Annotated in this window: 14 protein-coding genes and 1 tRNA gene; 7 read left to right on the top strand and 8 right to left on the bottom strand. The window is 66.9% G+C overall.

Annotated elements, in window-relative coordinates; all coding sequences use genetic code 11:
- Nucleotides 1-62: 62 nt before the first annotated feature.
- Entirely contained in the window at nucleotides 63-2291 is a 2229-nt protein-coding gene (locus tag HZA32_10885) for a TonB-dependent siderophore receptor (protein MBI5424577.1), read from the bottom strand.
- 195 nt (nucleotides 2292-2486) lie between these two features.
- On the opposite strand from HZA32_10885, the gene HZA32_10880 reads away from it, so the two are divergent.
- A tRNA-Ile gene (locus HZA32_10880) sits at nucleotides 2487-2562 on the top strand.
- Between the two features lie 70 nt (nucleotides 2563-2632).
- Here HZA32_10880 and HZA32_10875 read toward each other — a convergent pair.
- Nucleotides 2633-5053 carry an ABC transporter permease gene (locus tag HZA32_10875; protein ID MBI5424576.1) on the bottom strand — a complete coding sequence of 807 codons (2421 nt, stop codon included), beginning with the start codon at nucleotides 5051-5053 and terminating at the stop codon, nucleotides 2633-2635.
- Nucleotides 5054-5251: 198 nt separating this feature from the next.
- Between HZA32_10875 and HZA32_10870 the strand changes: the two genes are divergently transcribed.
- Nucleotides 5252-6364 (top strand): histidine kinase, encoded by a 1113-nt coding sequence (locus tag HZA32_10870; protein MBI5424575.1) that lies wholly within the window; start codon nucleotides 5252-5254, stop codon nucleotides 6362-6364.
- Entirely contained in the window at nucleotides 6361-7164 is an 804-nt protein-coding gene (locus HZA32_10865) for a LytTR family transcriptional regulator DNA-binding domain-containing protein (GenBank protein MBI5424574.1), read from the top strand. Before HZA32_10870 ends, HZA32_10865 begins: the two co-directional genes overlap by 4 nt.
- A gap of 76 nt (nucleotides 7165-7240) precedes the next feature.
- Here HZA32_10865 and HZA32_10860 read toward each other — a convergent pair whose 3' ends face one another.
- The 3 genes from HZA32_10860 to HZA32_10850 form a co-directional block, all read right to left on the bottom strand.
- Nucleotides 7241-9931, bottom strand: coding sequence for a TonB-dependent receptor (locus tag HZA32_10860; GenBank protein ID MBI5424573.1), 2691 nt, complete (start codon nucleotides 9929-9931; stop codon nucleotides 7241-7243).
- A gap of 267 nt (nucleotides 9932-10198) precedes the next feature.
- Nucleotides 10199-13009 (bottom strand): TonB-dependent receptor, encoded by a 2811-nt coding sequence (locus HZA32_10855; GenBank protein MBI5424572.1) that lies wholly within the window; start codon nucleotides 13007-13009, stop codon nucleotides 10199-10201.
- Nucleotides 13010-13300: 291 nt separating this feature from the next.
- Nucleotides 13301-15112 carry a hypothetical protein gene (locus HZA32_10850; protein MBI5424571.1) on the bottom strand — a complete coding sequence of 604 codons (1812 nt, stop codon included), beginning with the start codon at nucleotides 15110-15112 and terminating at the stop codon, nucleotides 13301-13303.
- A 151-nt stretch (nucleotides 15113-15263) separates the two neighbouring features.
- Here HZA32_10850 and HZA32_10845 point away from each other — a divergent pair, with 151 nt between their 5' ends.
- Nucleotides 15264-15551, top strand: a complete 288-nt coding sequence (locus HZA32_10845; protein MBI5424570.1) for a hypothetical protein — start codon at nucleotides 15264-15266, stop codon at nucleotides 15549-15551.
- Nucleotides 15552-15563: 12 nt separating this feature from the next.
- On the opposite strand, the gene HZA32_10840 is transcribed toward HZA32_10845, so the two are convergent.
- Entirely contained in the window at nucleotides 15564-16664 is a 1101-nt protein-coding gene (locus tag HZA32_10840) for a LacI family DNA-binding transcriptional regulator (GenBank protein MBI5424569.1), read from the bottom strand.
- A gap of 66 nt (nucleotides 16665-16730) precedes the next feature.
- The gene (yicI, locus tag HZA32_10835) at nucleotides 16731-19010 is read right to left on the bottom strand and encodes an alpha-xylosidase (protein MBI5424568.1); all 2280 of its coding nucleotides are present in this window, start codon (nucleotides 19008-19010) and stop codon (nucleotides 16731-16733) included.
- 173 nt (nucleotides 19011-19183) lie between these two features.
- Between yicI and HZA32_10830 the strand changes: the two genes are divergently transcribed.
- Nucleotides 19184-21292, top strand: a complete 2109-nt coding sequence (locus HZA32_10830) for a hypothetical protein (GenBank protein ID MBI5424567.1) — start codon at nucleotides 19184-19186, stop codon at nucleotides 21290-21292.
- 8 nt (nucleotides 21293-21300) lie between these two features.
- Here the strand turns inward: HZA32_10830 and HZA32_10825 are convergent, their stop codons facing one another.
- On the bottom strand, nucleotides 21301-22656 hold the full coding sequence (locus HZA32_10825) for a beta-glucosidase (protein MBI5424566.1): 1356 nt from the start codon (nucleotides 22654-22656) through the stop codon (nucleotides 21301-21303).
- Between the two features lie 152 nt (nucleotides 22657-22808).
- On the opposite strand from HZA32_10825, the gene HZA32_10820 reads away from it, so the two are divergent.
- Complete coding sequence (locus tag HZA32_10820; protein ID MBI5424565.1) at nucleotides 22809-25202, top strand: glycoside hydrolase family 2 protein; 2394 nt, start codon at nucleotides 22809-22811, stop codon at nucleotides 25200-25202.
- An 11-nt stretch (nucleotides 25203-25213) separates the two neighbouring features.
- Nucleotides 25214-26716 (top strand): MFS transporter, encoded by a 1503-nt coding sequence (locus HZA32_10815; GenBank protein MBI5424564.1) that lies wholly within the window; start codon nucleotides 25214-25216, stop codon nucleotides 26714-26716.
- Nucleotides 26717-26757: the final 41 nt, after the last annotated feature.

The raw sequence follows: 26757 nt of genomic DNA, 5'->3' as shown, positions 1-26757 counted from the left end.
GCGGTGAGGAGGCGGGAGAGGCGGCGATAAATCGATGCGCGGTGCAGGATCGGCGGGCGCGCTCAGAAAATGTAGCGCGCGCTGAAGGTGATCTTGCGCGGCTCGCCGGGATTGAGGCGCGTCGCGTCGCCCGGGAGCGCGCCGGCGATGTAGGCGCGGTCGAGCACGTTGCCGATGTTCAGGGCGTAGTCGAAGTGCTTCGTGCGGTAGTAGAGGCCGGCGTCGATGCGCGCGTAGCTCGGCAGCTCGAGCCGCGAGGTCGCTACGTTGGTGATGACGGCTTGCCGCTGGCCGGCGTAGACGCCGCCGAGACCGAAGCCGAGGCCCTTGAGGCGGCCGTCGGGGATGTTGTAGCGCGTCCAGAAGCTCGCGCCGTGATGCGGCGTGTTGTCGAGGAGCGCGTCGACCAGGGCGGCGGTCGTGGAGGTTTTCACCGTCGCGTCGATGTAAGTGTAGCCGACTTGGATTTGCCAATGGGGCTTCGGCAGCCATGCGGCGGAGACCTCGACGCCGCGGCTTTCCTGCAGGCCGGAGAGGTTCGCGATGGAGTTGCCCGACGGCGACGTGGTGCCGGTGGTGGTGAGGACGTTCTTCTTCTTGATGTCGTAGAGCGCGACCGAGGCGGTGAGGCCGTGCGCGGGCAATTCGAGTTTCACGCCGGCTTCGACCTGGCTGGAGGTCTCGGGTGGGAAGCTCGGGTTGTCGTTGAGGTCGACGTTGCCCGGCGACTGCGGTTTGAAACCCTCGCAATAGCTGCCGTAGACCGACCACTCGGTGGTGGGATGAAACACGAGACCGAGCGAGGGCAGGCTCTTCGACTCGGACGGCTTGAGGCCCTTGTTGGGAATCACGTCGAGCTGGTAGGAATCCTGTTTGTCCCAGCGCCAGCCGATGGAGGCGTCGAAGCGCTCGCCGAGCTTCATCACGTCGGAGGCGTAGAGGCCGTAGTTCCAGAATTGCGTGCGGCGATCCTGCAAGCCGGAGGGCGTGAGCGCGTAGTTGCCGGGCGCGTCGGGAACAGAAACGTAGAGGTTGACGGGCGTGACCTGCGGACCGAAGGCCTTGCGATTGGTGTCGAGGAACTCGTGTCCGCCGTTCGCGCCGAGGATGACCGTGTGCTTGACCTTGCCGGTGGCGAACTCGCCGACGGCGTTCGCGTCGACGAAGTTGTAGCGCTTGGTGTTCAACTGAACGCGGTAGCGCGGACGGATGGTCGAGAGGAGATAGTTGGTGGTGTTGCTGACGATGGCGCCTTGGGCGGTCTCGAGCGCGAGCCGGGAATCGGTGTGATAGGTCGTGCGATACGCCGCGCGCACCGTCCACGTGTCGAGCACGCGCGTCTGGAAACTGAGGCTCGCGGACTCGCCGTAGTCGGTGTCGCGAGCGTCGGGCGCCTGATAGGTGACGTTGATCGGCGGGAGCAGCGCGACGTTCAGGAACGGCACGGCGAGGCCGTCGTCCGCGTGGCGATTCTCGCGGACATACTCGGTTTTCAGGGTGACGAAGGTGTCCTTGTTCCAGCGATAGGTGAGCGAGGGGTAGAGGTATTTGTTGCGTTCCATCGCGTAGTCGCGGAACGAGGTCTTGTCCTCGTAGCTGGCGACGATGCGATAGAGCCACTTGCCCGCCCGGTCGATCGGACCGGTGGAGTCGAAGGACGTGGTGAGACTGTTGGCGTCGCCGAGGCTGCTGGTGTTGCCGGAGTAGGTGCTGGCGAAAACCGAGAGCGTGGTCTGCGCACGCGCGAGCGGGGATTTCGTGACGATGTTGAGCAAGCCGCCGGGATTGGCCTGGCCGTAGAGGACGGACGTCGGGCCCTTGATCACCTCGAGACGCTCGACGTTGACGGTCGGCGGCGAGGCGAAGCGCGACGGCGGACCCGGGAGGCCGTCGACCTGGATGCTCTGCAGATTCGAACCGGCCGCGGAAAAGCCGCGCAGCGTGAAGGCGTTGGCGTTCGTGCCCTGCTTGTTCAGGCCCACGACGTAGCCGAAAGCGTCCTCGAGCCGCGAGGAGCGCACGTCGTCGAGGAAGGCGCGGTTCAGCACCTGCACGCTGAACGGCAAGTCGACTTGCGCGACCGGCATCTTCATCGCGCCCGTCGTGGTGGCGTCGGTGTAGCGGCCGAGCGTCGTGGTGACCTTGTAGGCGTCGAGATGGACGACGTTTTCAGCATCGCCGCTCGTTGCCGAGACAGGCGTCGCCGCCTGCGCGAGCAAGAGCGATGGGCAAAGGAGAAGACCGGCGACGAGCGCGACGCAGCGCGTGGGGTGTGCGGCCGAAGAGTTCATGAGAGCTTGGGGTGATCGGGCGGAAATGCCCGGAGGTGCGCCGCGAAGGTAGTCTCTGAATTTTAAGGGAAACTGAAGCCCGTCTGAAAATATTTTCAGGTCGGGTCCGCACGCGGGGAGATGCGCACCACCCCCAACCGAAAATTGCTCGCTCGCTTCGACTCGGAACGCACTGTGGGAGTGCACCGCGCAACCGGGCCTATAGCTCAACGGTTAGAGCAGGGGACTCATAATCCCTTGGTTCTGGGTTCGAATCCCAGTGGGCCCACCACGCGCCGGCCCCCATCCCGCTACGCGGGCGGCCTCCCTGGCGTCAAATAGCGCAGCCATCGCATCGATGCTCACTCCGTGCGCAATGCGACGAGCGGATCGACCCGCGCCGCGCGACGCGCCGGCAGCAGGCACGCGAGCAAAGCGATGCCGAGAAACAGGACCGCCACCACGGCGAAAACCAGCGGGTTGAACGGCTCCACGCCGAACAGCAGCGCGCGGATGAGCCACGCGCTGCCCGCCGCCGCGGCAATGCCGAGCACCAGCCCCGCGCCGACGAGCCACAGGCCCTGTCGCAGCACCATCCGCACAATGTCGCCGCGCTCCGCGCCGAGCGCCATGCGGATGCCGATCTCACCGGTGCGCTGCCCCACGGAATACGCCAGCACGCTGTAGAGTCCGACCGCGGTGAGAAGCAACGCCACACCGGCGAAAAACCCCGTCAGTCCGGCCACGAGGCGCTGGAAGCCGGTGTTCGCGGCCACGAGATTCGGCATCGTGCTGAAAGACGCCACCGGTTGCGCGCGATCGACCTCGCGCACTGCGGTGCGAATCAAGGCCTGCGCGCTCTCCGGCTCTCCGTCCACGCGCACGAACAACAGGGCCGACGCGCGCGAGAGCTGAAAAAACGAATAGTAGATCACGTCCGGCGCCGGCACGCCGAGTCCGTTGGAACTCACGTCGCCCACGACGCCGACGATCTCGTTCACGATCTCCGCATCGCGCCCGCGACGGAGATGCCGGCCGAGCGCCGACCTGTGGGGAAACAGCCGGCGCGCCAACGACTCGTTGATGATGCACACGCCCGGCGCGCCTTCCCGGTCGCGCGCCGTGAAGAACCGGCCCTCGCGCAACGGGATCCCGAGCACCTGAAAAAATTCCGGCATCACGAGCTGCAAGCCAACGAGCGACCGCTCCGACAGCGGCTTGATCGGCTCGCCGTCCACGGTGTAAGGCGCGAGCGGAATGCCGCCGAGCGGCAGGCCGACCCCCGCCGCCGCGAACCGCACCTGCGGCACCGCTTTCAATCGCTCGACGACGCGCTCGTAGAATTCCCCCTGTTGCGCGACGGTCCGGTAGCGCTCGATCGGAATGCCGATCTGCGCGTAGCCAACGCCGATGGGATCCAGGCCCGCCGGCGCCTGCTGCAGGCGGAAAAAACTCACGAGCAACAACCCCGAGCCAACGAGCAACACAACCGACAGCGCGACCTCCGCGACGATCAGCGCCGCGCGGAACCGCCCGCCCCGCGTGCCACCGGGCTGACCGCGCGCCGTGTCTTTCAACACTTCGGCCACTCCGATGCGCGTCGCTTGCCAAGCCGGCGCCGCCGCCACGCCGACCGCGGTGAGCGCACCGATGCCGGCGGAAAACAGCAGCACCGGACCGCCGATGGTGAAATGAGTGTTGGGCAGGAGTTGATTCGCCGCGAACTGCTCGATCAACCGGAGCCCAACATGGCCGAGCAGCACGCCGCCGCCGGTCGCCAGCGCGGCGAAGAGCCCGCCCTCGACCAGGAACTGGCGCACGAGGTCGCCCGGCCTGGCGCCCAGCGCGAGTCGCACGGCGATTTCCTTCTGCCGCGTGGAGAGCCGGGCGAGGAAGAGATTCGAAACGTTGGCGATGGCGATCAGCAGCACCGCCGCCACGGCGGCGAGCAGCATGTGCACCGTGGGCCGGACATTGCCGCTGAGCTCCTCGGTCAACGTGCGCACGTCGATCAGGCTGTCGGCATCGAGCCGGGTGGCGAAATCGACCTTGTAGCGCCGGCTCAACGCGGCGAGTTCCTCGTTGGCCCGCTCGAGCGCGACGCCCGGCTTCAGGCGGGCGGTGACCTGCAGGTAGGTCGCCCCGACCTGCACCTGCGCCGCCGTCAGGTAGTTCGGTTCCCACCAGCGCGAGGTGAACACGGAAAACTGGCTGAACGGCAGGCTCAGCCGCGGCGGCAACACGCCGATCACGGTGTGCGGCACGCCGTTCAACGACACCGATTCGCCGAGCACCGTCTCGCGGCCGCCGAGGCGCGTCCGCCAGAATTCATGGCTCACCACCGCCACCGGCGCGGCGCCGGGGACGTCCTCCTCCGGAAGGAAATTCCGCCCGCGCGCCATCTCGACGCCGAGCGCCGGAAAAAACTCCCGCGACAGCTGCAACGCGGGCACCTGCTCCGGTTCGCCGTGCGCCGGCGCAAAGGCGAACGAGCCGGACACCGAGGCCCCGAGGCAGGCGAACACCGTGCTGTGCTCGCGCAGTTGCTCGTAACGCGCCCGGGAGACGGCGGGCGCCACGAGGTTGCGCGCCGGGTTGTTGATCCACACCCGCACCAGCGTCTCGGGTTCGCGAAAGGTGTGCGGACGCAGCACCAGCCGCTCGAAGACGCTGAACAGCGTCGTGTTCGCCCCGAGGGCGAGCGCCAGCGACACGACGGCTGCGAGCGAGACGAGGGGATTCTTGCGCAACTGCCGAAACGCGAGCGATAGGTCGGTGAGCATGGGGCGTGGGCGGGTTCGCGAAAATTTTTCCCGAACTGGCATGGCCGCAACGACGGCACTTCCACTCCGGCCCCGGACGCAGCGAACGGATGGTTTTCTGCGACGAGTCGTCCCGGGCTCCGGCGCACGCAGGTCGCACCCCGATGCACGAACGAATAAACGCTTGAGTCGCGTGTCGGGCCACGGCGTGGTTCGCGCGTGGACTCTCCGCCGCACCGCACGCCGTGGCTCCAGCTCGCGCTCGTCTGGAGCATTGTCGGATTGCTGCTGAGCGGACTGCTCTACCTCGAGGTCTACTTCCCGCTCGACACTGTCGCGCTGCGCGAGATGCCGGGTTGGATGTTCTTCACGCAGGTCGCTCGCGCGCTGCTGTGGATCCCGCTCACGCCGGTGGTCTTCGAACTACGTCGGCGCGTGCCGTTCGCGGGCTGGGGCTTCCTGCCCGGGCTCGCGATCCACGCGGCGTTTGCCACGGCGTTCATGATGTGGATCTACATCGTGCGGCTCTGGTGCCTGCACCTGCACCTCGGGCTGCCGCTGGAGTATTTCGGCATCGATGTCCTGCTCGACAGCTTCGCGGTGCGCACGCTGGCGGACTTCGTCATCTACTGGTTGGTGCTCGGCGTCGGCTACACGCTCGATCTCCAGCGCGCGCGCCAGCACGAATCGATCGAGCGGGCGCAGATGGAGACGCACCTCGTGGAGGCCCAGCTCGGGGCGCTGCGGCAGCAGATGCACCCGCACTTCCTGCACAACGCCCTCAACGCCATCGCCGAGCTCGTGCGCGGCGGCGAGAACGCCGCGGCGGTCGAGGCCATCGTCAAACTCAGCCGCCTGCAGCGCCGCCTGATGGGCAACGTCACCGATCGCGAGGGGCCGCTGCGCGACGAACTCGCCTTCGTCGCCGACTACCTGGACTTGGAACGCCTGCGCTTCGGCGATCGCCTGACCGTGGTCTTCGACGTGGACCCGGCGGCGGAGGCCGCGCTTGCTCCGTGCCTGCTGCTGCAGCCGCTGGTGGAAAACGCCGCGAAGCACGGCATCGCCCGCCGGCTTGCACCCGGCCGCATCGCGATCAGCGCCCGGCGCGACGGCCGGTGGCTCGTCGTGCGGGTGGAAAACGACGTCCCGGAGGCGCGCGCCGAGGCGGACCTGTTCGAGGGACACTCGGGCATCGGTCTCCCGAATCTGCGCCAGCGCCTCGCCCGGCTCCACGGCGCCGACCATGCCCTCACGCTGGACATCGACGTCGAACGCGGCGCGCACGTGGAGGTGCGCCTGCCCTTCCGCACCGCCGAGGACAAACCATGAACGCCCCATCGCGCATCACCACTCTCATCGTCGATGACGAACCGCTGGCCCGGAAAACCGTGCGTCGCCTGCTCGCGACCGATCCGCAGATCGAGATCGTCGGCGAGTGCGGCGACGGCTGGAGCGCGCTCAAGGCGCTGCAGGAGCTGAAACCCCAGCTCGTCTACCTCGACATCCGCATGCCGGGCCTGTCCGGCATTTCCGTGCTCGACCGCATCCTGCCGCGCGATCGGCCGAGCGTGATCTTCGCGACCGCCTACGACGAGTTCGCCGTGCGCGCCTTCGAGCTCCTCGCGATCGACTACCTGTTGAAGCCGTTCACCGACGACCGCTTCCTCCAGAGCCTTGCGCGCGCGAAGTCGCAGGCGACGGCGCCGGATCTCGCGACGGTGGCCCAGGAGATTGATGCGTTGATCGCGCGGTTCGGCGCCGGGCCGGCGGCGAACACAGCCCCTGCCGCGGCGGCCAAGCCGGTGCCGCCCGCGCCGTTCCTGCTCAAGACCGGGCACGACCGGCTGCTGTTGAATCCGCAGGAGATCCGCTGGATCGAAGGGCAGAGCGATTACGCGCGCGTGCACCTGCCGAAGGGCTCCGTGCTCGTGCGCCGCACGCTCACGAGCCTCGCCGCGCAACTGGCGGGGAATTTCGTGCGCATCCACAAGTCGACGATCGTGAACCTCGACTACGTGACGCGCATCCGCGCGCGCACGTCGGGCGACTGGGTCGTGGAGCTGAACGACGGCACGCAGGTCCGCGCCAGCCGCAACCACCGGCAGCGGCTGAAGGAACGGCTCGGCTGACGCGTCGGGCGTCGCCGCAAAAAAAGGCGCGCCCTTGCGGGGCGCGCCGGGGGAACGGAATTCAGGCCGCGGGCGGTCAGAATTCGCGCCCGATGCGGAAATACCAGAAGGCCGGCTCCGTGCTATTGACGCCGTTGGTATTGACCAGCGAGGTGCTGGAGAGATCGAGCGGCGGGTTGGAGTTCAGGGCGTTGCGGACGCCGAGCGTGAGGTTGCAGTTCATGAATCCGCGGTAGGAAATCTGGGGATTCAGCGTGACCTGCCGCTTCACGTCGGGCAGGCCGGCGATGCCGGAACCGATGGTGGTGTAGGGCCCGACGTAGTTGACGAAGAGCGAAGCCGCCCAGTCGCCCTTGCTCCACGCCAGCGTGGCGTTGCCGCGCAGGAGGGGGAACAGGTAATCGGCGTCGCCGTCGAGCAGGTTGCCGAGGGTGTCGGACTGCTCGTAGTTGTCCAGGTAGGTGGCCGAGAGATCGACGCGCAGTTTGCCCCAATGGTATTTGGGCGAGACCCAGCGGACGTTGAAATCGTAGCCCTCGTATTCGCCGCGGCTGATGTTCTGCCAGGTGGTGACGACGCCACTGATGGTGCCGACCGTCTCGCCGGCGACGGGAGGATTGCGGAGGATGAGGTGTCCGAAGATGCCGGGATTCGTCAGAATCGTGCTCGCGCTGGGTCGGTTGATCAGGTCGGACTGGTTGAACTTGTAGTAGTCCGCGCTGAACGAGAGTTCGCGCAGCGGACTGTCCTTGCTGCGCGCGAACGGTTGGACGACGACGCCGAGGTAATAGACCTTGGTGTTCTCGGGCTGGAGGTTGGGATTGCCGCCGCCGAATTGCCGGATCTGGACCCGCGGGTCGTTGGGCCGCAGCGGATCGGCGAGCGTGTTGGAGGTGAAGCTGACGCTTTGTGTCGTGTAGAGAAACGCGAGGTTCGGCGCGAGGAACGACTCGCCGTAGGAACCGCGGACGAGGACTTCGGGGACCGGCCGCCAGACGAGCGCGGCCTTCGGTTTCGTCGTCTCGCCGAAATCGCTGTAGCTCTCGAAGCGGCCGGCGAGCTGCATCTCGAGTGAACCGGCCGGGCTGTTCTTCAGCACGGGCAGGTTGAGTTCCGCGTAGGCGGAGTAGAGCCGGCGGTCGCCGTAGGTGTCGCTGCCGGTGCTGCCGCCGACGATCTGGGACTCGCGATTGAGCGCCGTGCCGATGTTCTTCATGCGCTCGGTGCGCATCTCCAAACCGCCCGCCATTTCCACCGCGCCGGCGGGCAGGTTGAAGAGCGGACCCGAGGCGCTGAAATCGGCGCCGCGCACCTCGAACTCATCGTAGTTCGGGTTCACGATGCGGAGGTATTTGATGACCGCGGGATCGTTCGGCCCGAAGGGATTCGCGTATTTCAGGACGCCGTCGATCGTCACGCCGTTGAGCGCGTTCTGCACGAGCCGGTCGGAGGTCGTGGTCGAGAGCGTCGTCACGGTGTTCTTCGAGTAATTCAGCGCGCCTTCCCACGTCCAATCGCCGCCGGGGATCTTGCCCTCGAGGCCGAAGACCATGCGCGGCGAGTCAGCGATCACGTCCTGCAGGCGATTGCCCAGGTCGCGCATGCGCCAGCGCAGGTCGAAGATGGGTTGGCCGAACGGATTGTAGGGATTGTTCGCCGGCATCATGCCGAGGCCCGAAGGCGCATCGCCCAATTCCTGCAGCGCGACATACGGCACGGGCGCGCTGTCGATGCCGGTGCGGCTGCGGCGGAACGAAACCTCCGCGAAGGCCGAGAGCGCGTCGCTGAAGTCGTAGGAGCCGCGGCTGTAGAAACCGTAGGAGAACGTCTCCGGCGTCCACTGCTGATCTTCGTTGAAGTCGTAGAGCGGCGTGGCGTTGACGGCGTTGGCGAGCGTGGGATTGGTCTGCGGCGTCAGGAACGTGGCGCGGCCGTTGGGAAATTGCGGCAAACCGGTCAAACCGCGCACGCCGGCGATGGGCGTCGAGGTGCTGCGCTGGTCGAGGCCGCCGAGCGTGGAGCCGTCGGCCGAGCGCGCGTAGCTCAGATCGCGCGCGTAAAGCGACGCGCGGCGCTGGATGTCGAACGTCATCATCACGGACGTCTTGTCGTGATGGGTGCCGAACATGAGGAAGCCGGAGCGTTCGTTCGAATCGGTGCCGAAGGTGTTGCCGAAGGAGAGCTCGGTGGCGAAGCCGGTGTAGTTCTTCTTGAGCTTGATGTTCACCACGCCGGCGACGGCGTCGGAACCGTAGATGGCGGAGGCGCCATCCTTGAGAACCTCGAGCGATTCGAGCGCGGACGCCGGGATCGAGTTGAAGTCGAAGACGGATTGGAAGCCGTTAAAGCCCGCGGAGGCGAACGGCGCCGCGCGGCGGCCGTTGATGAGCACGAGCGTGTTGTTGTTGCCGAGGCCGCGGAGGTTGAAGGAGTTCACGCCGGGCGTGAAGCTCGTGCCGCTGGCGATCGGGTTGAGCGAGGAGCCGGACGCGGCTGGCATCGCGCGGAGGGCGTCGCCGAGCGTGCTAAAACCGGTCGCCTTGAAATCGGCTTCGGTGAGGCGGACGACCGGTTGCGGCGTCTCGTCGTCGATGCGCTTGATGCGCGAACCGGTGACGGAGAACGCCTCCATTTTCACGGTGTTGTCTTTCTTTTCGGGCTCGTCGGTGGACGAGGTCTGGGCGAAGGCCGAGACGAAGGAGAGCGCGAGCGCGCTGGCAAGCAGGCGCGGCGCCGCTCCGCGAATGACGGATCGGGGTTGGTTCATGGTGTGGTGGTGTGCGAGAGGGCGGACGCGCGCCGGAGCGCGCCGTCCGCCGAGGATGCGCCGTTGTCGCGCAAGCGCGGGCGGTTGGAAAACGCACTGCGACCGGCGCGGAAATCGACGCAGCCAACCGCGGCGGCCGTGCAGCGAACCGCACGCGGCGCGCGGCCGCGGTCCGTGGTCCGTGGTCCGCCGGGCGCGGGGCGGCGCAAAAAAGCGGCCCGCCGTTTCAGGCGGACCGCGGAGCAGGAACCGGCGCCGAGCGCGCGCTCAGAATCGCGTGGTGAGACGCGCGTAGTAGTAGCGGCCTTTCACATCGTAGAGGCCGGCGGGCGTGTCGTTGTTCGTGGCGAGGCTGGTCTGTTGGGGCGGCTTGTTGCCGATGTTCTCGCAGCCGATCGCGACGGTGGTGTGGAACCACGGCAGCTGGTAGCTGATCTGCGCGTCGTAGGTCGTCCACGACGGCAGCGCGTCGCGGTCGTAGCTGGAGTCGAAGTCGTCGAGCTTGAGCCCGGACAGGTAGTTGACCGCGGCGGTGACTTGCAGGGCCTTGAAGGTCCACGTGGGCGAGAAGCGCGAGCGGAACTTCGGCCAGCCGCCCTCGGCCGCGGCGGAATACGAACCGGCGAATTCCTCGTCGGGGGCGCCGGCGAAGGAGCGTTGCCGGGAGTGGAACATGAAGGAGTTGTTCCAATCGAGCGTGAGGTTGCCCCAATCCTGGAGGCTGCGGACGTAGTTGAGGTTCACGTCGACGCCCTCGGTGGTGTTGAGGCTGAGGTTCGAGCGGTAGGCGCGGTTGATGAAGTCGATGCCGCCGAGTCCGGCATCGCCGCCGACATCGCTGTATTCGAGCACGATGCCGGTGCGCGCGGCGATGGCGGCAATCGCGGCATCGCGGCGCGCGGGAATGCGGGCCGCAGCGTCGCGCGCGGCGTCGGTCGCGCCGAGGGAGCTCCAGAACTCGTCGATGAGCCGCGTCGCGGTGGACTCGGCGCTGGCGATGACGTCCTTCTGCTCGATGCGGTAGTAGTCGACCGAGACGGTGAGGCCGCGGATTTCCGGCGGCGACCAGGCGAAGCCGGCGTTGTAGGAGTTGGCCTGTTCGGACTTGAGCGCGCGATTACCGATGCGGCTCATGCCGATCTGGCGGGCGGAGCCCCACGTGCCATCGGAGTTCTTCGTGGTGGGATCGTAGAGCGTCGGATTGGTTTCCTGCTCGCCCTCGTAGAGCTGGAGGATCGAGGGGGCGATGTAGCCCTTGCCGAAGGAGGCGCGCAGCACGAGTTCCTTGGCCGGCTGGTAGCGGGCGGCGGCCTGCCACACGCGCGCGTTGCCGAAATCGCTGTAGTGGTCCCAGCGGCCGGCGACGCGGAGGGAAACTTCCTTGGTGAGCGGCGCCTGGAGTTCGGCGGCGGCGCCGTAGATGCGGCGGCTGCCTTCGGTGGCTTCGCCGACGCGGTTCCAGCCGGCGGAGCCTTCGAGCGCCTGGGCGTCGGGACGCGAGTAGGCGGACTGGTTCTGGTAATTCACCGTGAGCGCGCCTTGAGCCTCGCCGGCTGGCACCGCGAAGAGCGGGCCGTGGACCGAGAGTTCGGTGTTCATCATGCGGCTGCGGACGTTGGTGTAGGCGTCGCGGCGAATCCGGCCCCAGTAGGCGGCGTTGGTGGCGGGATTGCTCGTGAAGGGATTGAACGCATCGGGCGTGGTGAGCGCGAGGAGCTGGTTGAGCACGGTGATCGAGCCGCCGTTGCCGTTGAGGTCCTGGCGGTTTTCCTGCGTGAAGGTGTTGCTCAGCTCGTAGCGCCAGTCGCGGATTTTGCCCTTCACACCGAAGTTGAACCAACCGGAGGTGACTTCGTTCGTGTCGATGCGCGTGCCGAGGCCGAGAAGGCGCCAGCCGCCGGTGGTGATCGGCACCGCGGACGCGCCGAAGATGCGCTGATTCCAGTAGTTCGTCGCCGGGATGACGATGGTGTTGCGCATGGGCTGCGCGGCCGGCGCGAGCTGGTTGTAGGAATACGAGTAGTTATACATCACGTCCGCGTAGAACGTGGTGTCGTCGTTGAGATGAAAATTCGTGAAGGCCGACACGTTCCACCGCTCCTCGGGGCGGATGAGCGGCGTGAAGAGGAAGAACGGGAACATGTCGCCGCCTGCGTCGGGGTTGGCGAGGTTCGGCAGCGTGCCGTTGTAGGGACGGAAATCCGCGATCGACGTCGCGTCGCGCGGGCCGCCCTCGCCCGGCTTCCATTTCACGACGTAGGACGACGAGCCGGTCGCGCCCGGCGTGAACAGGCTGTTCGGATACGTCATGGTGTAGGGAAAGTTGTTGCCGGTCGTGCCGGGCTGGCGGCTCCAGTCGAAGTCGGAACTGTAGATGCCGTTCTGCTTGTAGTATTGGGCGCCGACGACGAAATCGATCCGCCCTTCGGAGCCGCCCCACGAGAGCGCGAACTGGCGACGCGAGAGCGCGGTCTGGTGGTCGGTGTCGCCGTAGTAGGCGCTGAGCTCGCCGCCGTTCATCTTGCGCGTGATGACGTTGATCACGCCGCCGATGGCGTCGGTGCCGTAGACGGCGGAGGCGCCGCTGGCGAGGACCTCCACCCGCTCGACGGCGGTGACGGGAATCTGGTTCACGTTCACGATGTTTTGGACGCCGCTGTAGGCGAGGCGCCGGCCGTTGAGAAGGACGAGCGTGTATTGCGAGCCGAGGCCGCGCAGGTCGACGTAGCGGCTGCCGTCGCCACCGTTGGTCGAGGAGTCGTTGAGGTTGCCCGCGCCGGTGAAGGCCGGGAGCGTCTTGAGCAGGTCGGCAACCTCGACGAACGAGGTGTGCTCGAACTGCGCACGCGACACGACCGTCACCGGCATGTCGCTCTGGCTCGCCGCCGTGCCGATGCGCGTGCCGGTTGTCACAAATGCGTCGAGCTTCACGGGCTCGGATTCCGGGTCGGATTTTGCCGCGGTGGAATTCTGACCGAAGGCGAGCGCCGGCAGCAGCACGGCACCCAGGAGCAACGGAGTGCGCCAGATGCGCGCACGCCATCCGCCCCGAGGGAGGGAGGTTTGGTTGGTGTTCATGTGTTGGGACGCGCGGGCCACCGAAGGCGGCGCCATTCGCGCGGAACCGTTTCAGGCAAAGCCGCGGCGAGTTGAGAACGCCGACGCGACCACTCCCGCAGGCGCGCAGTGAAACGCATCGTGCCCGCAGCGAACGGCACGACGAAGAGGACGCCGCACGGCGCGGCATCCCCGCTCGGACGCGATCCGCGGGTCACGCGCCGCACTTACGAAAGGACTCACTTACGGGGGGAAATAAAAACGCCGGACCAAACGGTCCGGCGTTGAGTTCTCGAAACGACGAGCGGGCGCTCAGTTCTTTGCCGCAGTCGCGGGGTTCACGAGCTTGTCGCGCAGGAGCTGCGCGGCGAGAAGCTCGACGATGTTGCTGGCACCGCTGCCGCTGCCCGCGCCGGCGACGATGTCGGGCACGAGTTTCTGGCCGCTGCTGGCGAGGGCGCGAGCGACTTCGATCGCGACGAAGCTCTCGCGGCTCGTGGCCTCGGCCTTCTGCTTGATGACGGCGGCCTCGGCCAAACCGATCTTCTGGGTCTTTTCGGCTTCGGCGGCGCCGACGAGCTTGATGACCGCGGAATCGGCCTCGGCGATCGCAGTGCGCGCCTTGGCCTCACCCTCGGCTTTGCGGATGGAGGCCTGCGCGGCGAACTCGGCGATGGCGACCGAGCGCTCGGAGTCGACAACCTTGGCCTGCGTGGCGGCAACGGCCTTGGCTTGCTCGAGTTCCTTGCGCACGACCTCGGCCTGGCGCTGCGTCTCGTAGGTGACGCGCTCCTGCTCGGCGATTTTGCGGTCCGTGAGGGTTTTCATGAGATCCTCGGGCGGAACGATGTCGCCGATGAGCGTGTCGACGGCGCCGACGTTGTAGTGCTCGAGCGCGGCGCTGATCTGTTTGCGCGCGTCGGCCTGCTTTTCCGAGCGGGCCTTGAGGAACTCGATCACGTCGGAACTCTGCGCCGCGTTGCGGAAGTAGTTGCCGATGGTCGGCTCGAGGACCTGCGTGACGAGGTTCACCATGTTGCCGAAGCGCGCGATGACCTTGGGCGCGTCGTTGCGCGGGATGTGGATGATCTGCGAGACATCGAGGTTGAACTTGAAGCCGTCGGAGGAGCGCACGGTGATCGTCGAGAGCTTCTCGTCGAGGCGGTGCGATTCGGTTTTTCCCGTGGCCCAGTTGAGGACGACGTTGGCCGTCGGAACGTTTTCGACGCGGTGCGTGCGCGGGTTGATCGCGTAGCGACCCGGGTCGAGCGGCTCGGCCCAGACACCCTTCTTGCCCTTCTCAACGAGGTTGCCGTGCTTGAACGACTCGCCCGTGACGTCGCGGCCGGCCTCGCCCACGTAGGCGATGACGACGCCGGCGTGAGCGATCGGCACTTCGGTCATGTCGACGGTCTCGACGGTGGCGAAGGCGGGATTGATGAAGTAGCGGCCCGCGAGGAGCACTTGTTCCTGTAAGCCCTTGAAGCCGCCAGCGGTGACGAAGGTTTCGCCGTCCTGGAAGGAGTTATGGCCATCGATGGTCCGACCCGCGATCTCACCTTGCGGAAGGCTGCGGCCTTCCTTGGTCGTCACGATGCCGACGCGGTTCTCCTTGATTTCGAGCACCGACGCGTCGCCCACGGTGAAGAGCGCCGTGTTGATACGGTAAGTGCCGGGCGGAATGATCGCGATCTGCGGGCCGCGCTGGCCGCCCTTCTGGAGGAAGGCGCGCGCGTCCTGGAAGGAATCGCAATCGACCTTGCGGCCAAGCACGCGGCCGCCGGAAAGCGGCTCGCCGTCCCGCGCCTCGACCACGCCGAGCTTGCCCTCGGGCACGGTGACGAACGGCACGATGTCCACGGTGTATTGCCACGGCCAGAGCCAGCAATGCAGGCCCGGCGCGAGCGTGTCGGCTTGGATGCCGGCCTCGGCATTGAGCGCGATGATGCGGCCATCGGGCAGACGCGAGCTGGCGCCGCTGAGGCCGAATTTCTTGGTCACGATGCCCACGCCGTTGTTCGGCACGATGACCACGCCGAAGAGGCGCAGCCACAGCCGGTAGGTGGCGAGGAGAAGGACCGCCAGCAGGCCGGCGGACGCGAGAACGATCAGGAGTGTATTCATGGTGGGAACGGGTTCGACGCCGCCCAGCATGACCGCCGCCGGGCGGGCGACAACGCAAACTGGTTTAAAACTACACTGCTTTATTGTATCTCGATAATGCTTAATTAAATTGCGCCTTGAATTTACAACCGCGGCGCCGCAACCTGCGGTCATGCCGAAAGTGAGGGCCATCACCGAAGCGGAACGCGCCTACCTCGAGCGCCGGTTGGCGCCCGTGCTGCAAGCGTTGCGGGACGACGAGGTGCTGCGCGATGAGTTCTTGGTGTTCGTCCGGGAACGCGGCGGAAGCATGACGCTCACGCTGGATCGCTTGAAAACCGTTTGGTGGCCGAGCCGGAAATCGATGTATCCGGGCTTCTTCGTGCTGGCGGTCGCGGAGTTCGGCATCGCCCACGGTTTGTGGACAATCGAAAAACCGCGCCACACCGCCAAGCGCTGACCGAGAAGCTTGTCAGCGAAGCACCGGGATGAGCTTCGGCTCGGAAGCCGGCGCACCGACCGAAGCGCGCGTGACGAGTTCAACCGGGAAGACGATGGGCTTGTCGGTGGACCCGGCGATGGTGTCAGGCCGGGTGATGCGGTTGAGCAAAACGTCGACGGCGCGCGCGCCCATGGCGCGGAGTGGCTGGCGAACGGTTGTCAGTTGCGGGACGCACATGCGGGCGGCGAGCGAGTCGTCGAAGCCCGCGACGGAAACATCCTCCGGCACGCGAAAACCGCACTCGGCCAGCACCTCGATGCAGCCGATGGCGACGCCGTCATTCACACAGAAAATCGCCTCCGGCAGCGGCGCGCCCGCGTGCTGGCGCAGCCAAGCGCGGAGCGCCGCGGCACCCTCATGGGTATTGAAGCCCGACGGCACGACCAACGCGGGGTCGAAAGGCTGGCGCAACGCGGCGAGCGCGCGTGTGTAGCCGCTGACGCGGCGCTGGGGCCCGATCAGGTCCTCCGGGCCGGCCAGGTGCAGAATGCGGCGGTGGCCCTGCACGAGCAGGCGGCGCGTGATTTCGTAGGCACCGCGCTCCTCGTCGCTCTCGACGTTCAGAACGCCCGGCAAGGGAATGTTAGCGTGGATCGAGACGAACGGCGTGTGCGTCGGCAACGGCACGTGGTCTTCGTGAAACGTCGGCGCGAGCAGGATGAGTCCGTCGATGCGGCCGTCGCAGAAGCGGTGCAGCCGTTCCGGATCCTTCTGCCAATCGTGCAGCGAAAAGACGGTCGTATTCTGGTCGTGACGCGCCGCAGCCTCGAGGATCCCATTGAACACCTCGAGGAAGTAGTGGTTGAGCTCGCCGTCGGTGATGACCGCAGCGACGCCGATGGTGTCCATGCGGCGGTTGGCGAGCGCGCGGGCGGCGGCGTTGGGGCGGTAGGCGAGCTTGCTCGCGGCGGCGAGGATGCGCTCCCGCGTTTCCGGCGAGATGCGTGACGACGTGCGCGCGCCATTGAGCACCGCGGATGCGGCCATGGCGGACACGCCGGCAACGCGACCGACATCGGCAAGCGTGGCGGCGCGCACAGGCTTGGTCTTCTTCTTCGCGGGGCGCGGCATGGTTAGGCGGACAATCTCACGGTTGATGTGCTCCGGTGCAAGCCGCTGCGTGCGCGCGCATCGGCGTCATGCGAGGGTGAGAAACACCACGTCGCCACCTGTGGCAGCGGCGACCGCGGGACCATTCGCAATCTGGGCGGACCAACGAGCGGGCGGGGCGCCCAACCATTTCACCTCGATCTGCGAACCGCTGCGGCGAGCTTGCGCGCGAGCGCGGGATTCGCCGCGCGCATCGAAGAGTTCGCACGTTGCGACGGCACCATCGGCGAGTTCGTAAACGCGAAGGTTGACCCCCTCGGCGAAATCGTAGTCGGGCCGGTCATCCCGGGCGCCGAACGCAATGAGGCTGCCGGGCCGAGCGAAGAGCGGCAGGCTAAGGAAACCGTGTCGCGCGTGGTGCCAGCGCCCGCCTTCGAGGACTTCGCCCGTGAGCACATGCGTCCAACGGCCGGCCGGCAGGTAGTAGTCGACTGTGCCGTCCTCGGTGAAGACCGGCGCGACGAGCAGCGACGGGCCGAGCAGGTATTGGCGATCGAGCGTGTCGCAGGCCGGGTCGCCGGGAAACTCGAGCAGCATCGCGCGCATCGTCGGCACGCCTTCGCGGTGCGCCTCGAGCGCGGCGCTCCACAGACAAGGCATGAGGCGGCACTTCAACTTGGTGAAGAAACGCACCACGTCGCACGCCTCGTCGTCGTAGACCCAGGGCACGCGGTAGCTGCCGCTGCCGTGCAGGCGGCTGTGGGACGAGAGCAGGCCGAACGCCGCCCAGCGTTTGTAGATGTAGGCGGGCGCCGTGCCCTCGAAGCCGCCGATGTCGTGGCTCCAAAAACCGAAGCCGCACAGGCTGAGCGAGAGTCCGCCGCGCAGCGACTCGGCCATCGACTCCATCGTCGACCAGCAGTCGCCGCCCCAGTGCACGGGGAAGCGCTGGCCGGTCGCGTAACTCGAGCGCGCAAAGAGCACCGCGTCACCGCGGCCGCGCGCAGCCTCGACCGCGCGGAAGACGCATTCGTTGTAGAGAATCGGGTAGAAGTTGTGCATCTTCACCGGATCGGAGCCGTCGTGGTAGACGACGCCCTCCGTCGGGATGCGCTCGCCGAAGTCGGTCTTGATGGCGTCGACGCCCATGCGCAGCAGTCGCGTGATATGGCCGGCGAACCACTCGGCGGCGGCGGGATTCGTGAAATCCACGATCGCCATGCCGGGTTGCCAGAGATCGGTCTGCCAGACGGAGCCGTCAGTGCGCTTGAGGAAATAGCCTTTCGCCGCGCCTTCCGCGAAGAGCGGCGAGCGCTGCGCGACGTAGGAGTTGATCCACGCGCTCACGCGGAGGCCGCGTGCGTGGAGCCGCTGCAGCAGTCCCGCCGGATCGGGAAACACGCGCGGATCCCACTCGAAGCTGCACCAGTCGAACTCGCGCATCCAAAAGCAATCGAAGTGGAAAACGTGGAGCGGCAGGTCGCGCTCCTTCATCCCGTCGATGAAGCTCGTGACGGTCTCCTCGTCGTAGTTCGTGGTGAACGACGTCGAAAGCCACAGGCCGAACGACCATGGCGGCGGCAACGCGGGCCGGCCGGTCAGCGCGGCGAGACGGCGCAGCACATCCTTCGGATCGGGGCCGAGGATCACGAAATACTCGAGGCTCTCGCCCGGAATCGAAAACTGCACGCGCGAGACTTTTTCCGAGGCGATCTCGAACGAGACATGCCCACACTCGTTCACGAGCACGCCATAGCCGCGGTTCGTAAGATAGAACGGGACATTCTTGTAGGCCTGCTCGCTGCCGGTGCCGCCATCCTTGTTGGCGATCTCCACCGTCTGGCCGTTCTTCACGAAGCTCGTGAAACGCTCGCCGAGACCGTAGACGTTTTCGCCGACGCCGAGCCCGAGGCTTTCGACAACGTGATTCTTTCCGTCGGCGCACTGCATGTAGGCCGAGCCACGCCAGCCACTGCGGGTGATCACGCGTTGCCCATCGAGAAAACTCAGCGCCCAACCGCCCTGGCGTTCGACCCGCGCGGTGAGCGCGCCGCTGGTGAGCGCAGCCCCCTGCTCGTCGCTCGTGATGCGCACGTCGGCGGCATTTTCTGCGAGCAGCGGCAGACGCGGACCGCGATCGAGTCCGCCCGTGAAGTGTTCGATGCGCACGCGCACGACATTTTCGAGCGGTGAACTCAACCGGATCGTCAGCAGCGGCCCCTGCAAGGTGTCGCCGCGATGGCGGATCGGACGCGTCGCCGCGTGGATGACCAGCGAATCGCCTTCACGGGTCACGGTGTGCGCTTCGGCGGGATAGTGGGCTTGCACGCCCGGCTGCAGCAACCAGGCGCCATCGGTGAACTTCATGGGATTCCAGGGGCGGAATATCGTGATGTAGCGTTAAATCTTGCAACGCAACCCGATTCTTCCTCTCAATCGCCGCCCCGCTGCTCCCCTCCCCCATGAACTGGCCGGTCCGTCTCCGCTCGTGCTGCGCGCTACTGAGCGCGTCGTTTCTTCTCTCCTTAGTTGCTTCACCGATGCTCGCGGCAACATCCGCCGCCGAGCCCTACGCATGGCGCAATGTCGCGATCCGCGGCGGCGGCTACGTGACCGGGCTCGTGTTTCACCCGAGCGCGCCGGACGTGCTCTTCGCACGCACCGACGTCGGCGGTGCCTACCGCTGGGACGCCGCGCGCCGCGCCTGGCAGCCGCTGAACGACGGCATCGATCGCGCCAACGGCGATCTCTACGGCGTGCTCAGTCTCGCCATCGATCCGCGCGACGCGCGGAACGTCTACCTCGCCTGCGGCGCGTATTTCTCCGAGTGGGCGCGCAACGCCGCGGTGCTCCGCTCCAGCGACGGCGGGCAATCGTGGGAAGCCGTCGACTTGCCGCTCAAGCTCGGCGGCAACCAGGACGGCCGCGGCATGGGGGAGCGCTTGCAGGTCGATCCGCACGATGGCTCCCATCTCCTCCTCGGCACCAATCACGATGGACTGTGGCGCAGCCACGATGCCGGACGCACCTGGTCGCGCGTCGGTCGCTTTCCCGCGCCGGGCGTCACGTTCGTGCTCTTCGATCCGCGCGCCGGCGAGAGCGGCAAACCCACCAACACGATCTACGCCGGTGCCGCCGATCCGCAGCGCCCCGTCCTCTACCGCTCGACCGATGCCGGCAAATCCTGGAGCCCCGTGCCCGGACAACCCGCAGGACTGCTCGTGCATCACGCCGCCCTCGATGCGCGCGGGAGGCTCTACCTCGCATGCGGCGACGGTCCGGGACCGAACAATGTCACGCACGGCGCCGTCTGGAAACTCGACCCCGCGACCGACGCGTGGACCGACATCACGCCCGAACATCCCGATGCAGCCGCGAAGAGCGGCTTCGGTTACGCGGGGCTCACGCTCGACCCGTCGCGACCCGGCACGATCTATGTCTCGACTCTCGATCGCTGGTCCAAGGGCGATGAGATTTTTCGCAGCACGGACGGCGGTGCGACGTGGACGGCGCTGCTCGCCCACTCGCAGTGGAACCGGGCCGGCACGCCTTACGTGAAGGACTTCAAGCCGCACTGGATCAGCGACGTCGCCGTCGATCCCGCGCATCCGGAACGCCTGTGGTTCGTCACCGGCTACGGCGTGTGGGCGACCGATCAGGCCAACGCCGACGTCGCCGCCGGCAAGACCATCACGTGGCTCTTCCCCAACAAAGGCCTCGAGGAAACCGTCATCGACGAACTCGTCAGTCCGCCCGAAGGCGCGCCGCTGCTGAGCGCCATCGGCGATCTCGGCGGCTTCCGCCACGACGACCTTGCGGTGTCGCCGAAGAGCGGCGTGTTCCAGCCGTTTCACGGCGGCAATCCGAGCATCGCGTTCGCCTCGCTCAAACCCGCGCTGGTCGTGCGGACGCACTGGGGCCCGGCGCGCGGCGCACTCTCGCGCGACGGAGGCACGACTTGGGAAAACTTCGCCGGCACGCCCGAAGCCGCCGCCAAATTCGGCCCCGGCATCGCCGCCCTCTCCGCCGACGGACAGCGTCTCGTCTGGCTCCCCAAGGGCGCGAAGCCGTTCTACTCCACCGACGAAGGCCGCACTTGGACGGAGAGCCGCGCCGATCTCGTCGCCACCACCGAGTGGCAAACCTACGGCCCGATCGCCGATCCGGTGAACCCGCGCCGCTTCTACATCTACGACCCGATCGCCGGGGAACTGCACGCCAGCGCCGATGGCGGCGAGAGCTTCGCGAAGGTGAAGTCGCTCCCCACCGAGGGCGGCAAGCTCCGCGCGGAACCCGGTGCCGAAGGCCACCTCTGGCTGCCCACGGCCGAAGCGTTGCTCGTTTCGAGCGACGGCGGGAAATCCTTTCGCGCACTGCCCGGAGTGGAGAGCGCCCGCCAAGTCGGCTTCGGGGCGTCCGCGCCCGGGCGGACCAATCCGGCGGTGTTTCTCGACGGCAAGGTGCGCGGCGAAGAAGCATTCTTCCGCAGCGATGACGGCGGCGAGAGCTGGGTGCGGATCAGCGACGCGCGCCTGCGCCTCGGCTGGCTGCGCTGTCTCACGGGCGACGCCCGCGTGCACGGCCGCGTCTACCTCGGCACGAGCGGGCGCGGCATTCTGGTCGGCGATCCGCTACCGGCCAAACCGTAGCGCGAGCGTCACACGATCGCGTTGCGCGCGACGATCTCGGCGTAGTAGCGCGCGGAGAACTTCGGCGTGCGCTTCTGGGTCGCGTAGTCGACATGCACGATGCCGAAGCGCCGCTCGTAGCCGTCTTCCCACTCGAAGTTGTCCATGAACGACCAGAGGAAATAGCCGGCGACCGGCACGCCGTCGCGGATCGCGCGCTCGAGTTCGCGCAGGTGCGCGCGCAGGAAGTCGCGGCGGTGCAGGTCGAATACTTCGCCGTTCACGACGGGCTCCTCGTTGTAGCCGCAGCCATTTTCCGTGATGTAGATCGGTCGTGCGCCGTAGGTCTCGAACGCCAGACGCGTGCCCCAATACATCACCTGCGGCGCCCAGTGCAGCCACGGGCTGTCGGCCTTGGGATAATGCGCGGGCAACGGCAGCTCCTCGACTTTGCCGTCGCGCCCGGCGCGCACGAACGTGCCGGTGTAGAGGTTGAGGCCGAGAAAATCCGTCGGCGCGCTGATCAGCGCAAAATCGCCGTCGTGCACCACCGGCGCCGCCGCGCCGCAGCGCGCGAGGTATTCCGGCGAGTAGCCGCCGCGGTAGATCGCGCCGAGGAGGAAGTCGTTGCGCCAGCTGAACCACGTGCGCGCCGCCGCGATGTCGGCCTCGGTCTCCGTCGCCGGCATGCAGATGTCGCTGTTGTCCGTGAGGCCGACGCGTGCCCCGGGCCCGCCGAACTGCCGCACCGCGCGCACCGCGTGGCCGTGGCAGAGGATCGCGTGGTGATAGGTTTGGTTGAGTTCCTGCGCCGTGACTTTGCGGCCGGGCGCCTTGCCGCCGAAACCGTAGCCCAGCGTGGTGAAGCAGCGAATCTCGTTCAGCGTGATCCAGTTTTTCACCACGTCACCGAAGGCCTGCACGACGGTGTCCGCGTAACGCGCGAACGCCTCGACCGTCACCCGATTCACCCAGCCGCCCCGGTCCTCGAGCGCCTGTGGCAGGTCCCAGTGAAACAGCGTCACCCACGGCGTGATGCCGTGCTCCGCCATCGAAGCGAAGAGCCGACGGTAGTAGTCGATGCCCGCCTGATTCACCGCGCCGTCGCCTTGCGGGAAAATCCGGGGCCACGCGAGCGAGAGGCGGTAGTGGCGGATGCCAAGCGAGCGCATCAGCGCGAAGTCTTCCGCGTAACGGTGGTAGTGATCGCACGCGACATCGAGCGTGTCGCCGCCGTGGATTTTCCCCGGCTGGCGCGCGAAGCGATCCCAGATCGACTCGCCCTTGCCGTCCTCTCGAGCGGCGCCCTCGATCTGCGGCGCGGCGGTGGCCACGCCCCAGACGAAGCGTTGAGGAAAGGACGATGAAGGGAGCGTTGAGGGCATGCGTTGAGCGGGACGACAGGCGAACTAAAACGGGGAGTCTGCGCGAAATGAACGTCGAGAAAAGCCTGATTTAACGAAAAACTTGCGGTTTTTCGGACCATCGCCCACGGTCGTCGCCCACCCCGCGGCGCGCCGCAAGCTCCTCCTTCCCCATGAAGCGACTGATTCTCCCAGTGCTCTTCGCCGTGTTGTGTGCGACGAGTTTGACCGCCGCACCGGCACGCGAGCGATTGAATTTCGACGCGAGCTGGCGCTTCGCGTTCGGCCATCCCTCGGACGCGACGAAGGATTTCAACCACGGCACCGGCTACTTCTCCCATCTCGCGAAAGCCGGCTACGGCGACGGTCCCGCCGACCCGAAGTTCGACGCCAGCGCGTGGCGCGAACTTGATCTCCCCCACGATTGGGCGGTCGAGGCGCCGTTCGATGCCAAGGGCAGTCACAGCCACGGCTACAAGGCGATCGGCCGCAATTTCCCCGAGCGCAGCGTCGGCTGGTATCGCAAAACCTTCCGCGTGCCGGAGAGCGACCTCGGGCGGCGCATCGCACTGGAATTCGACGGCGTGCACCGCGATTCGCAGGTGTTCGTGAACGGCTTTTTCCTCGGTCGCCAGCCGAGCGGGTCGACGAGCTTTCGCTACGACCTCACCGACTACCTGAACTACGGCGGCGAGAATGTCGTGGCCGTGCGCGTGGACGTCACGCTCGAGGAAGGTTGGTATTACGAGGGCGCGGGCATCCACCGCCACGTCTGGTTGACGAAAACCGCTCCGCTCCACGTCGGACACTGGAGCACGTTCGTTTCAACGGAGCTCAGCGCCAACCAGTCCGCCGCCGTCGTCACCGCGCGCGCCACGCTCGCGAACGACGGCCCCGCCGCGGCCGCTTTTCAGCTCGAGCAAACCATCCTGCGTCCGGATGGCAGCACCGCTGCGACGTTCCTCGGCGCCCCCGCAACCATCGACGCGGGCAAGCAGCAGGAAATCGTCGCCACGATGAACGTCGCGCAGCCTCAGCTCTGGTCGATCGAGACGCCAGTGATGCACCGCTTGATCACGATCGTGCGCGACGCCGCGGGCGTGGAAGTCGACCGTTACGAGACGCCGTTCGGCATCCGCTCGGTGCGCTTCGATCCGGACCGCGGCTTCTTTCTCAACGGCCAACGCGTCACGCTCAAAGGCGTGAATCTCCACCAGGATCACGCCGGCGTCGGTGTCGCGGTGCCGGACGCGTTGATCGAGTTCCGTCTGCGCCGCCTGCGCGAATTCGGCTGCAACGCCATCCGCACCTCGCATGAGCCGCCAAGCCCCGCGTTTCTCGACGCATGCGACCGCCTCGGCTTCCTCGTGATCGACGAGAACCGCCTCATGGGCGCGAGCCCCGACCAACTGGGCCGCCTCGAAGCGATGATCCGCCGCGACCGCAATCACCCGAGCATCATCCTGTGGTCCGTCGGCAACGAGGAGTGGCGCATCGAGGGCAACATCCTCGGCGCGCGCCTCACCGCGACGATGCAAGCGCTCGCGCGCCGCCTCGATCCCACGCGACGCTCGACCGTCGCCATCAGCGGCGGCTGGGGCGGCAGCTCCACGACCACCGGCGTCGTCGGCTACAACTACATCGCGCAATCGAACCCCGACGAGCAGCACAAGAAGTTCCCGCAACAACCCGGCGTCGGCACCGAGGAGACCACGACGCAGGGCACGCGCGGCATCTATTTCGACGACAAGCCGCGCGGACACATGGCACCGCTCGCGAAGGGTGACAGCGGCGGCAATTGCGAGATCGGCTGGCAATACTACGCGGCGCGTCCGTTCCTCGCCGGCCTGTTTTTCTGGACGGGCTTCGACTACCGCGGCGAATCGACGCCGTTCAGCTTCCCGGCGATCAGCTCGCAGTTCGGCATTCTCGACACCTGCGGTTTTCCGAAGGACAGCTTCTATTATCTGCAATCGTGGTGGACCGACCGCCCTGTGTTGCACGTCGCACCGCACTGGAATTGGCCCGACCGCATCGGTCAGGAGCTGAAGGTCACGTGCTACAGCAACCACGAAGCCGTCGAGCTGTTCCTCAACGGTGCCTCGCTCGGAAAAAAGGAAATGCCGCGCAACGGCCACCTCGAGTGGCCAGTCACCTACCAACCGGGTGTGCTTGAAGCGCGCGGCTACCGCGGCGGCGCGATCGTGCAGACCACGCGCGTCGAAACCACCGGCGCTCCCGCGCGACTCGTGCTCACGCCGGACCGCACGGAGCTCCGCGCCGACGGCACGGACGTGTCCGTGTTCGCTGTCTCGGCCGTGGATGCGCACGGGCGGCACGTGCCGACGGCGGCGAACTTCGTCGAATTCTCCGTCGAGGGCGGACGCGTCCTCGGCGTCGGCAACGGCGACCCGAGTTGCCATGAGCCCGACGCCGCGAGCGCGCGCAGCCTGTTCAGCGGCTACGCGCAGGTCATCGTTCAAGCCCCGCGCCACGTCGGCCCGATCAAGCTCACCGCCCACGCCGTCGGACTCGCGTCCGCCGAAGTCACGATCAACGCACGCTGAAGAAATCTCCCATGAGTTCCCCCGCCCCGCATGTCACCGCTCTGGAAGATCGCGTGCCCGTGCCGCAGAAGCTCGGCTACGGCCTCGGCACCGTCCTCGATATGTGGGGCCACTGGCTCTACCCGACGCTGGTCAACCAGGTCTTCAACATCGGGCTCGGGGTCTCGCCGGCACTCGTGAGCACGGCGATCATGCTGAACCGCGTGTTCGACGCGTTCTCGGATCCGCTGTTCGGCTGGTGGTCGGACAACACGCGCACGCGCTGGGGGCGGCGTCGGCCGTTCATGCTCGTCGGCTCGATCATCGCGGGCGTTTGCCTGCCGCTCTTGTTCTGGGTGCACCCGGGTTGGAGCCAGATGAGTTACTTCTGGTTCATGGTGATCTCGTCGGCGCTCTACATCCCCGTGATGAGCTGCTTCTACATGCCGTATGTCAGCCTCGGGTCCGAGCTGACGCCGGACTACCACGAGCGCACGAGCGTGCAGTCCTACAAATACGCCGTGCAGAAGCTGCCGGAACTCGGCCTGTTTTTCGCCGCGCAGTTCACCACGCTCGCGCTCTGGGTCGGCGCCACCTCCACCAACGCCGGCGAGCGCGTCCTCTCGCTTTTGCACAGCACCGCCGCGTGGGCGCCCGCACCGGCGGGTTCGCACCCCAACATCGTTCTCGCCGCGCAGGTTTACTGCATGATCCTCGGCGCGCTGATGGTCGTGGCCGGCGTCGTGTTGTTCCTCACGGTGCGCGAGCGCTACTACGACAAGCTCGTCGCGGGCAAACAGGAGCGCACGTCGCTCATCACGTCGGTGAAACAGACGGCATCGTGCCGGCCGTTCCTGCTGCTCATCGGCATGCGCCTCGCCTACGGCATGGGCCTGAGCATGGTCGGCACGCTGGGTTACTACGACACCGTCTACTACGTCTGCCGCGGCGACCTTGCGGCGGGCGCGGGCTGGAATTTTTGGATGGGCGTCTCGGGCATGCTGCTCGGCTTCGCGGGCATTCCGACCTTCACGGCGATCGCGCACCGACTCGGCAAACGCCACGGCATGCGCGCGGTGATGCTGACCGCGATCGGCGTGTTCGTGGCGACGTGGTGGTTCTACGACCCGGCGCATCCGTGGCTGCAGCCGCTGGCGTCGGGCTTCATCGCGTTCACCGGCGCCGGCTTCTGGACGCTCGACGGCTCGATGCTCGCGGACGTGATCGACTACGACGAACTGCAAACCGGCCAGCGCCGTGAAGGCGTGTTCTCGTCCGCCGCCTCGTGGATCATGAAGTGCGGCATGGCGCTCGGCGCGGGCGCGGCGGGCTTCATCCTCGCCGGCACCGGCTTCGACGTCGCCCTCGGCGGCAACCAGACCGAGCACGCGCTGTTCATGATGCGCTTCCTGCTCGCGACGATTCCGATCGCCGGCCTGCTGCTCGCCTTGGTGGCGCTGGCGAAATTTCCGCTCACGCAGGACGTGATGCTCGACATCCGCCGCCAGCTCGAGGCGCGGCGCGGCCGGGTTTGAGCACGGTGGAACGCGTTGACCCCAACGCGTTCAAGGGCTCC

This window comes from Opitutia bacterium, assembly GCA_016217545.1.
GTDB lineage: Bacteria > Verrucomicrobiota > Verrucomicrobiia > Opitutales > Opitutaceae > Didemnitutus.
This window is presented reverse-complemented; position numbering and strand designations above follow the sequence as displayed.

Coding starts and splice junctions, on each gene's coding strand:
- HZA32_10825 (MBI5424566.1), bottom strand. CDS start 22,656: ATGCCCTCAACGCTCCCTTCATCGTCCTTTCCTCAACGCTTCGTCTGG.
- HZA32_10840 (MBI5424569.1), bottom strand. CDS start 16,664: ATGCCGCGCCCCGCGAAGAAGAAGACCAAGCCTGTGCGCGCCGCCACG.
- HZA32_10875 (MBI5424576.1), bottom strand. CDS start 5,053: ATGCTCACCGACCTATCGCTCGCGTTTCGGCAGTTGCGCAAGAATCCC.
- yicI (MBI5424568.1), bottom strand. CDS start 19,010: ATGAAGTTCACCGATGGCGCCTGGTTGCTGCAGCCGGGCGTGCAAGCC.
- HZA32_10845 (MBI5424570.1), top strand. CDS start 15,264: ATGCCGAAAGTGAGGGCCATCACCGAAGCGGAACGCGCCTACCTCGAG.
- HZA32_10820 (MBI5424565.1), top strand. CDS start 22,809: ATGAAGCGACTGATTCTCCCAGTGCTCTTCGCCGTGTTGTGTGCGACG.
- HZA32_10850 (MBI5424571.1), bottom strand. CDS start 15,112: ATGAATACACTCCTGATCGTTCTCGCGTCCGCCGGCCTGCTGGCGGTC.
- HZA32_10865 (MBI5424574.1), top strand. CDS start 6,361: ATGAACGCCCCATCGCGCATCACCACTCTCATCGTCGATGACGAACCG.
- HZA32_10815 (MBI5424564.1), top strand. CDS start 25,214: ATGAGTTCCCCCGCCCCGCATGTCACCGCTCTGGAAGATCGCGTGCCC.
- HZA32_10860 (MBI5424573.1), bottom strand. CDS start 9,931: ATGAACCAACCCCGATCCGTCATTCGCGGAGCGGCGCCGCGCCTGCTT.
- HZA32_10885 (MBI5424577.1), bottom strand. CDS start 2,291: ATGAACTCTTCGGCCGCACACCCCACGCGCTGCGTCGCGCTCGTCGCC.
- HZA32_10855 (MBI5424572.1), bottom strand. CDS start 13,009: ATGAACACCAACCAAACCTCCCTCCCTCGGGGCGGATGGCGTGCGCGC.
- HZA32_10830 (MBI5424567.1), top strand. CDS start 19,184: ATGCTCGCGGCAACATCCGCCGCCGAGCCCTACGCATGGCGCAATGTC.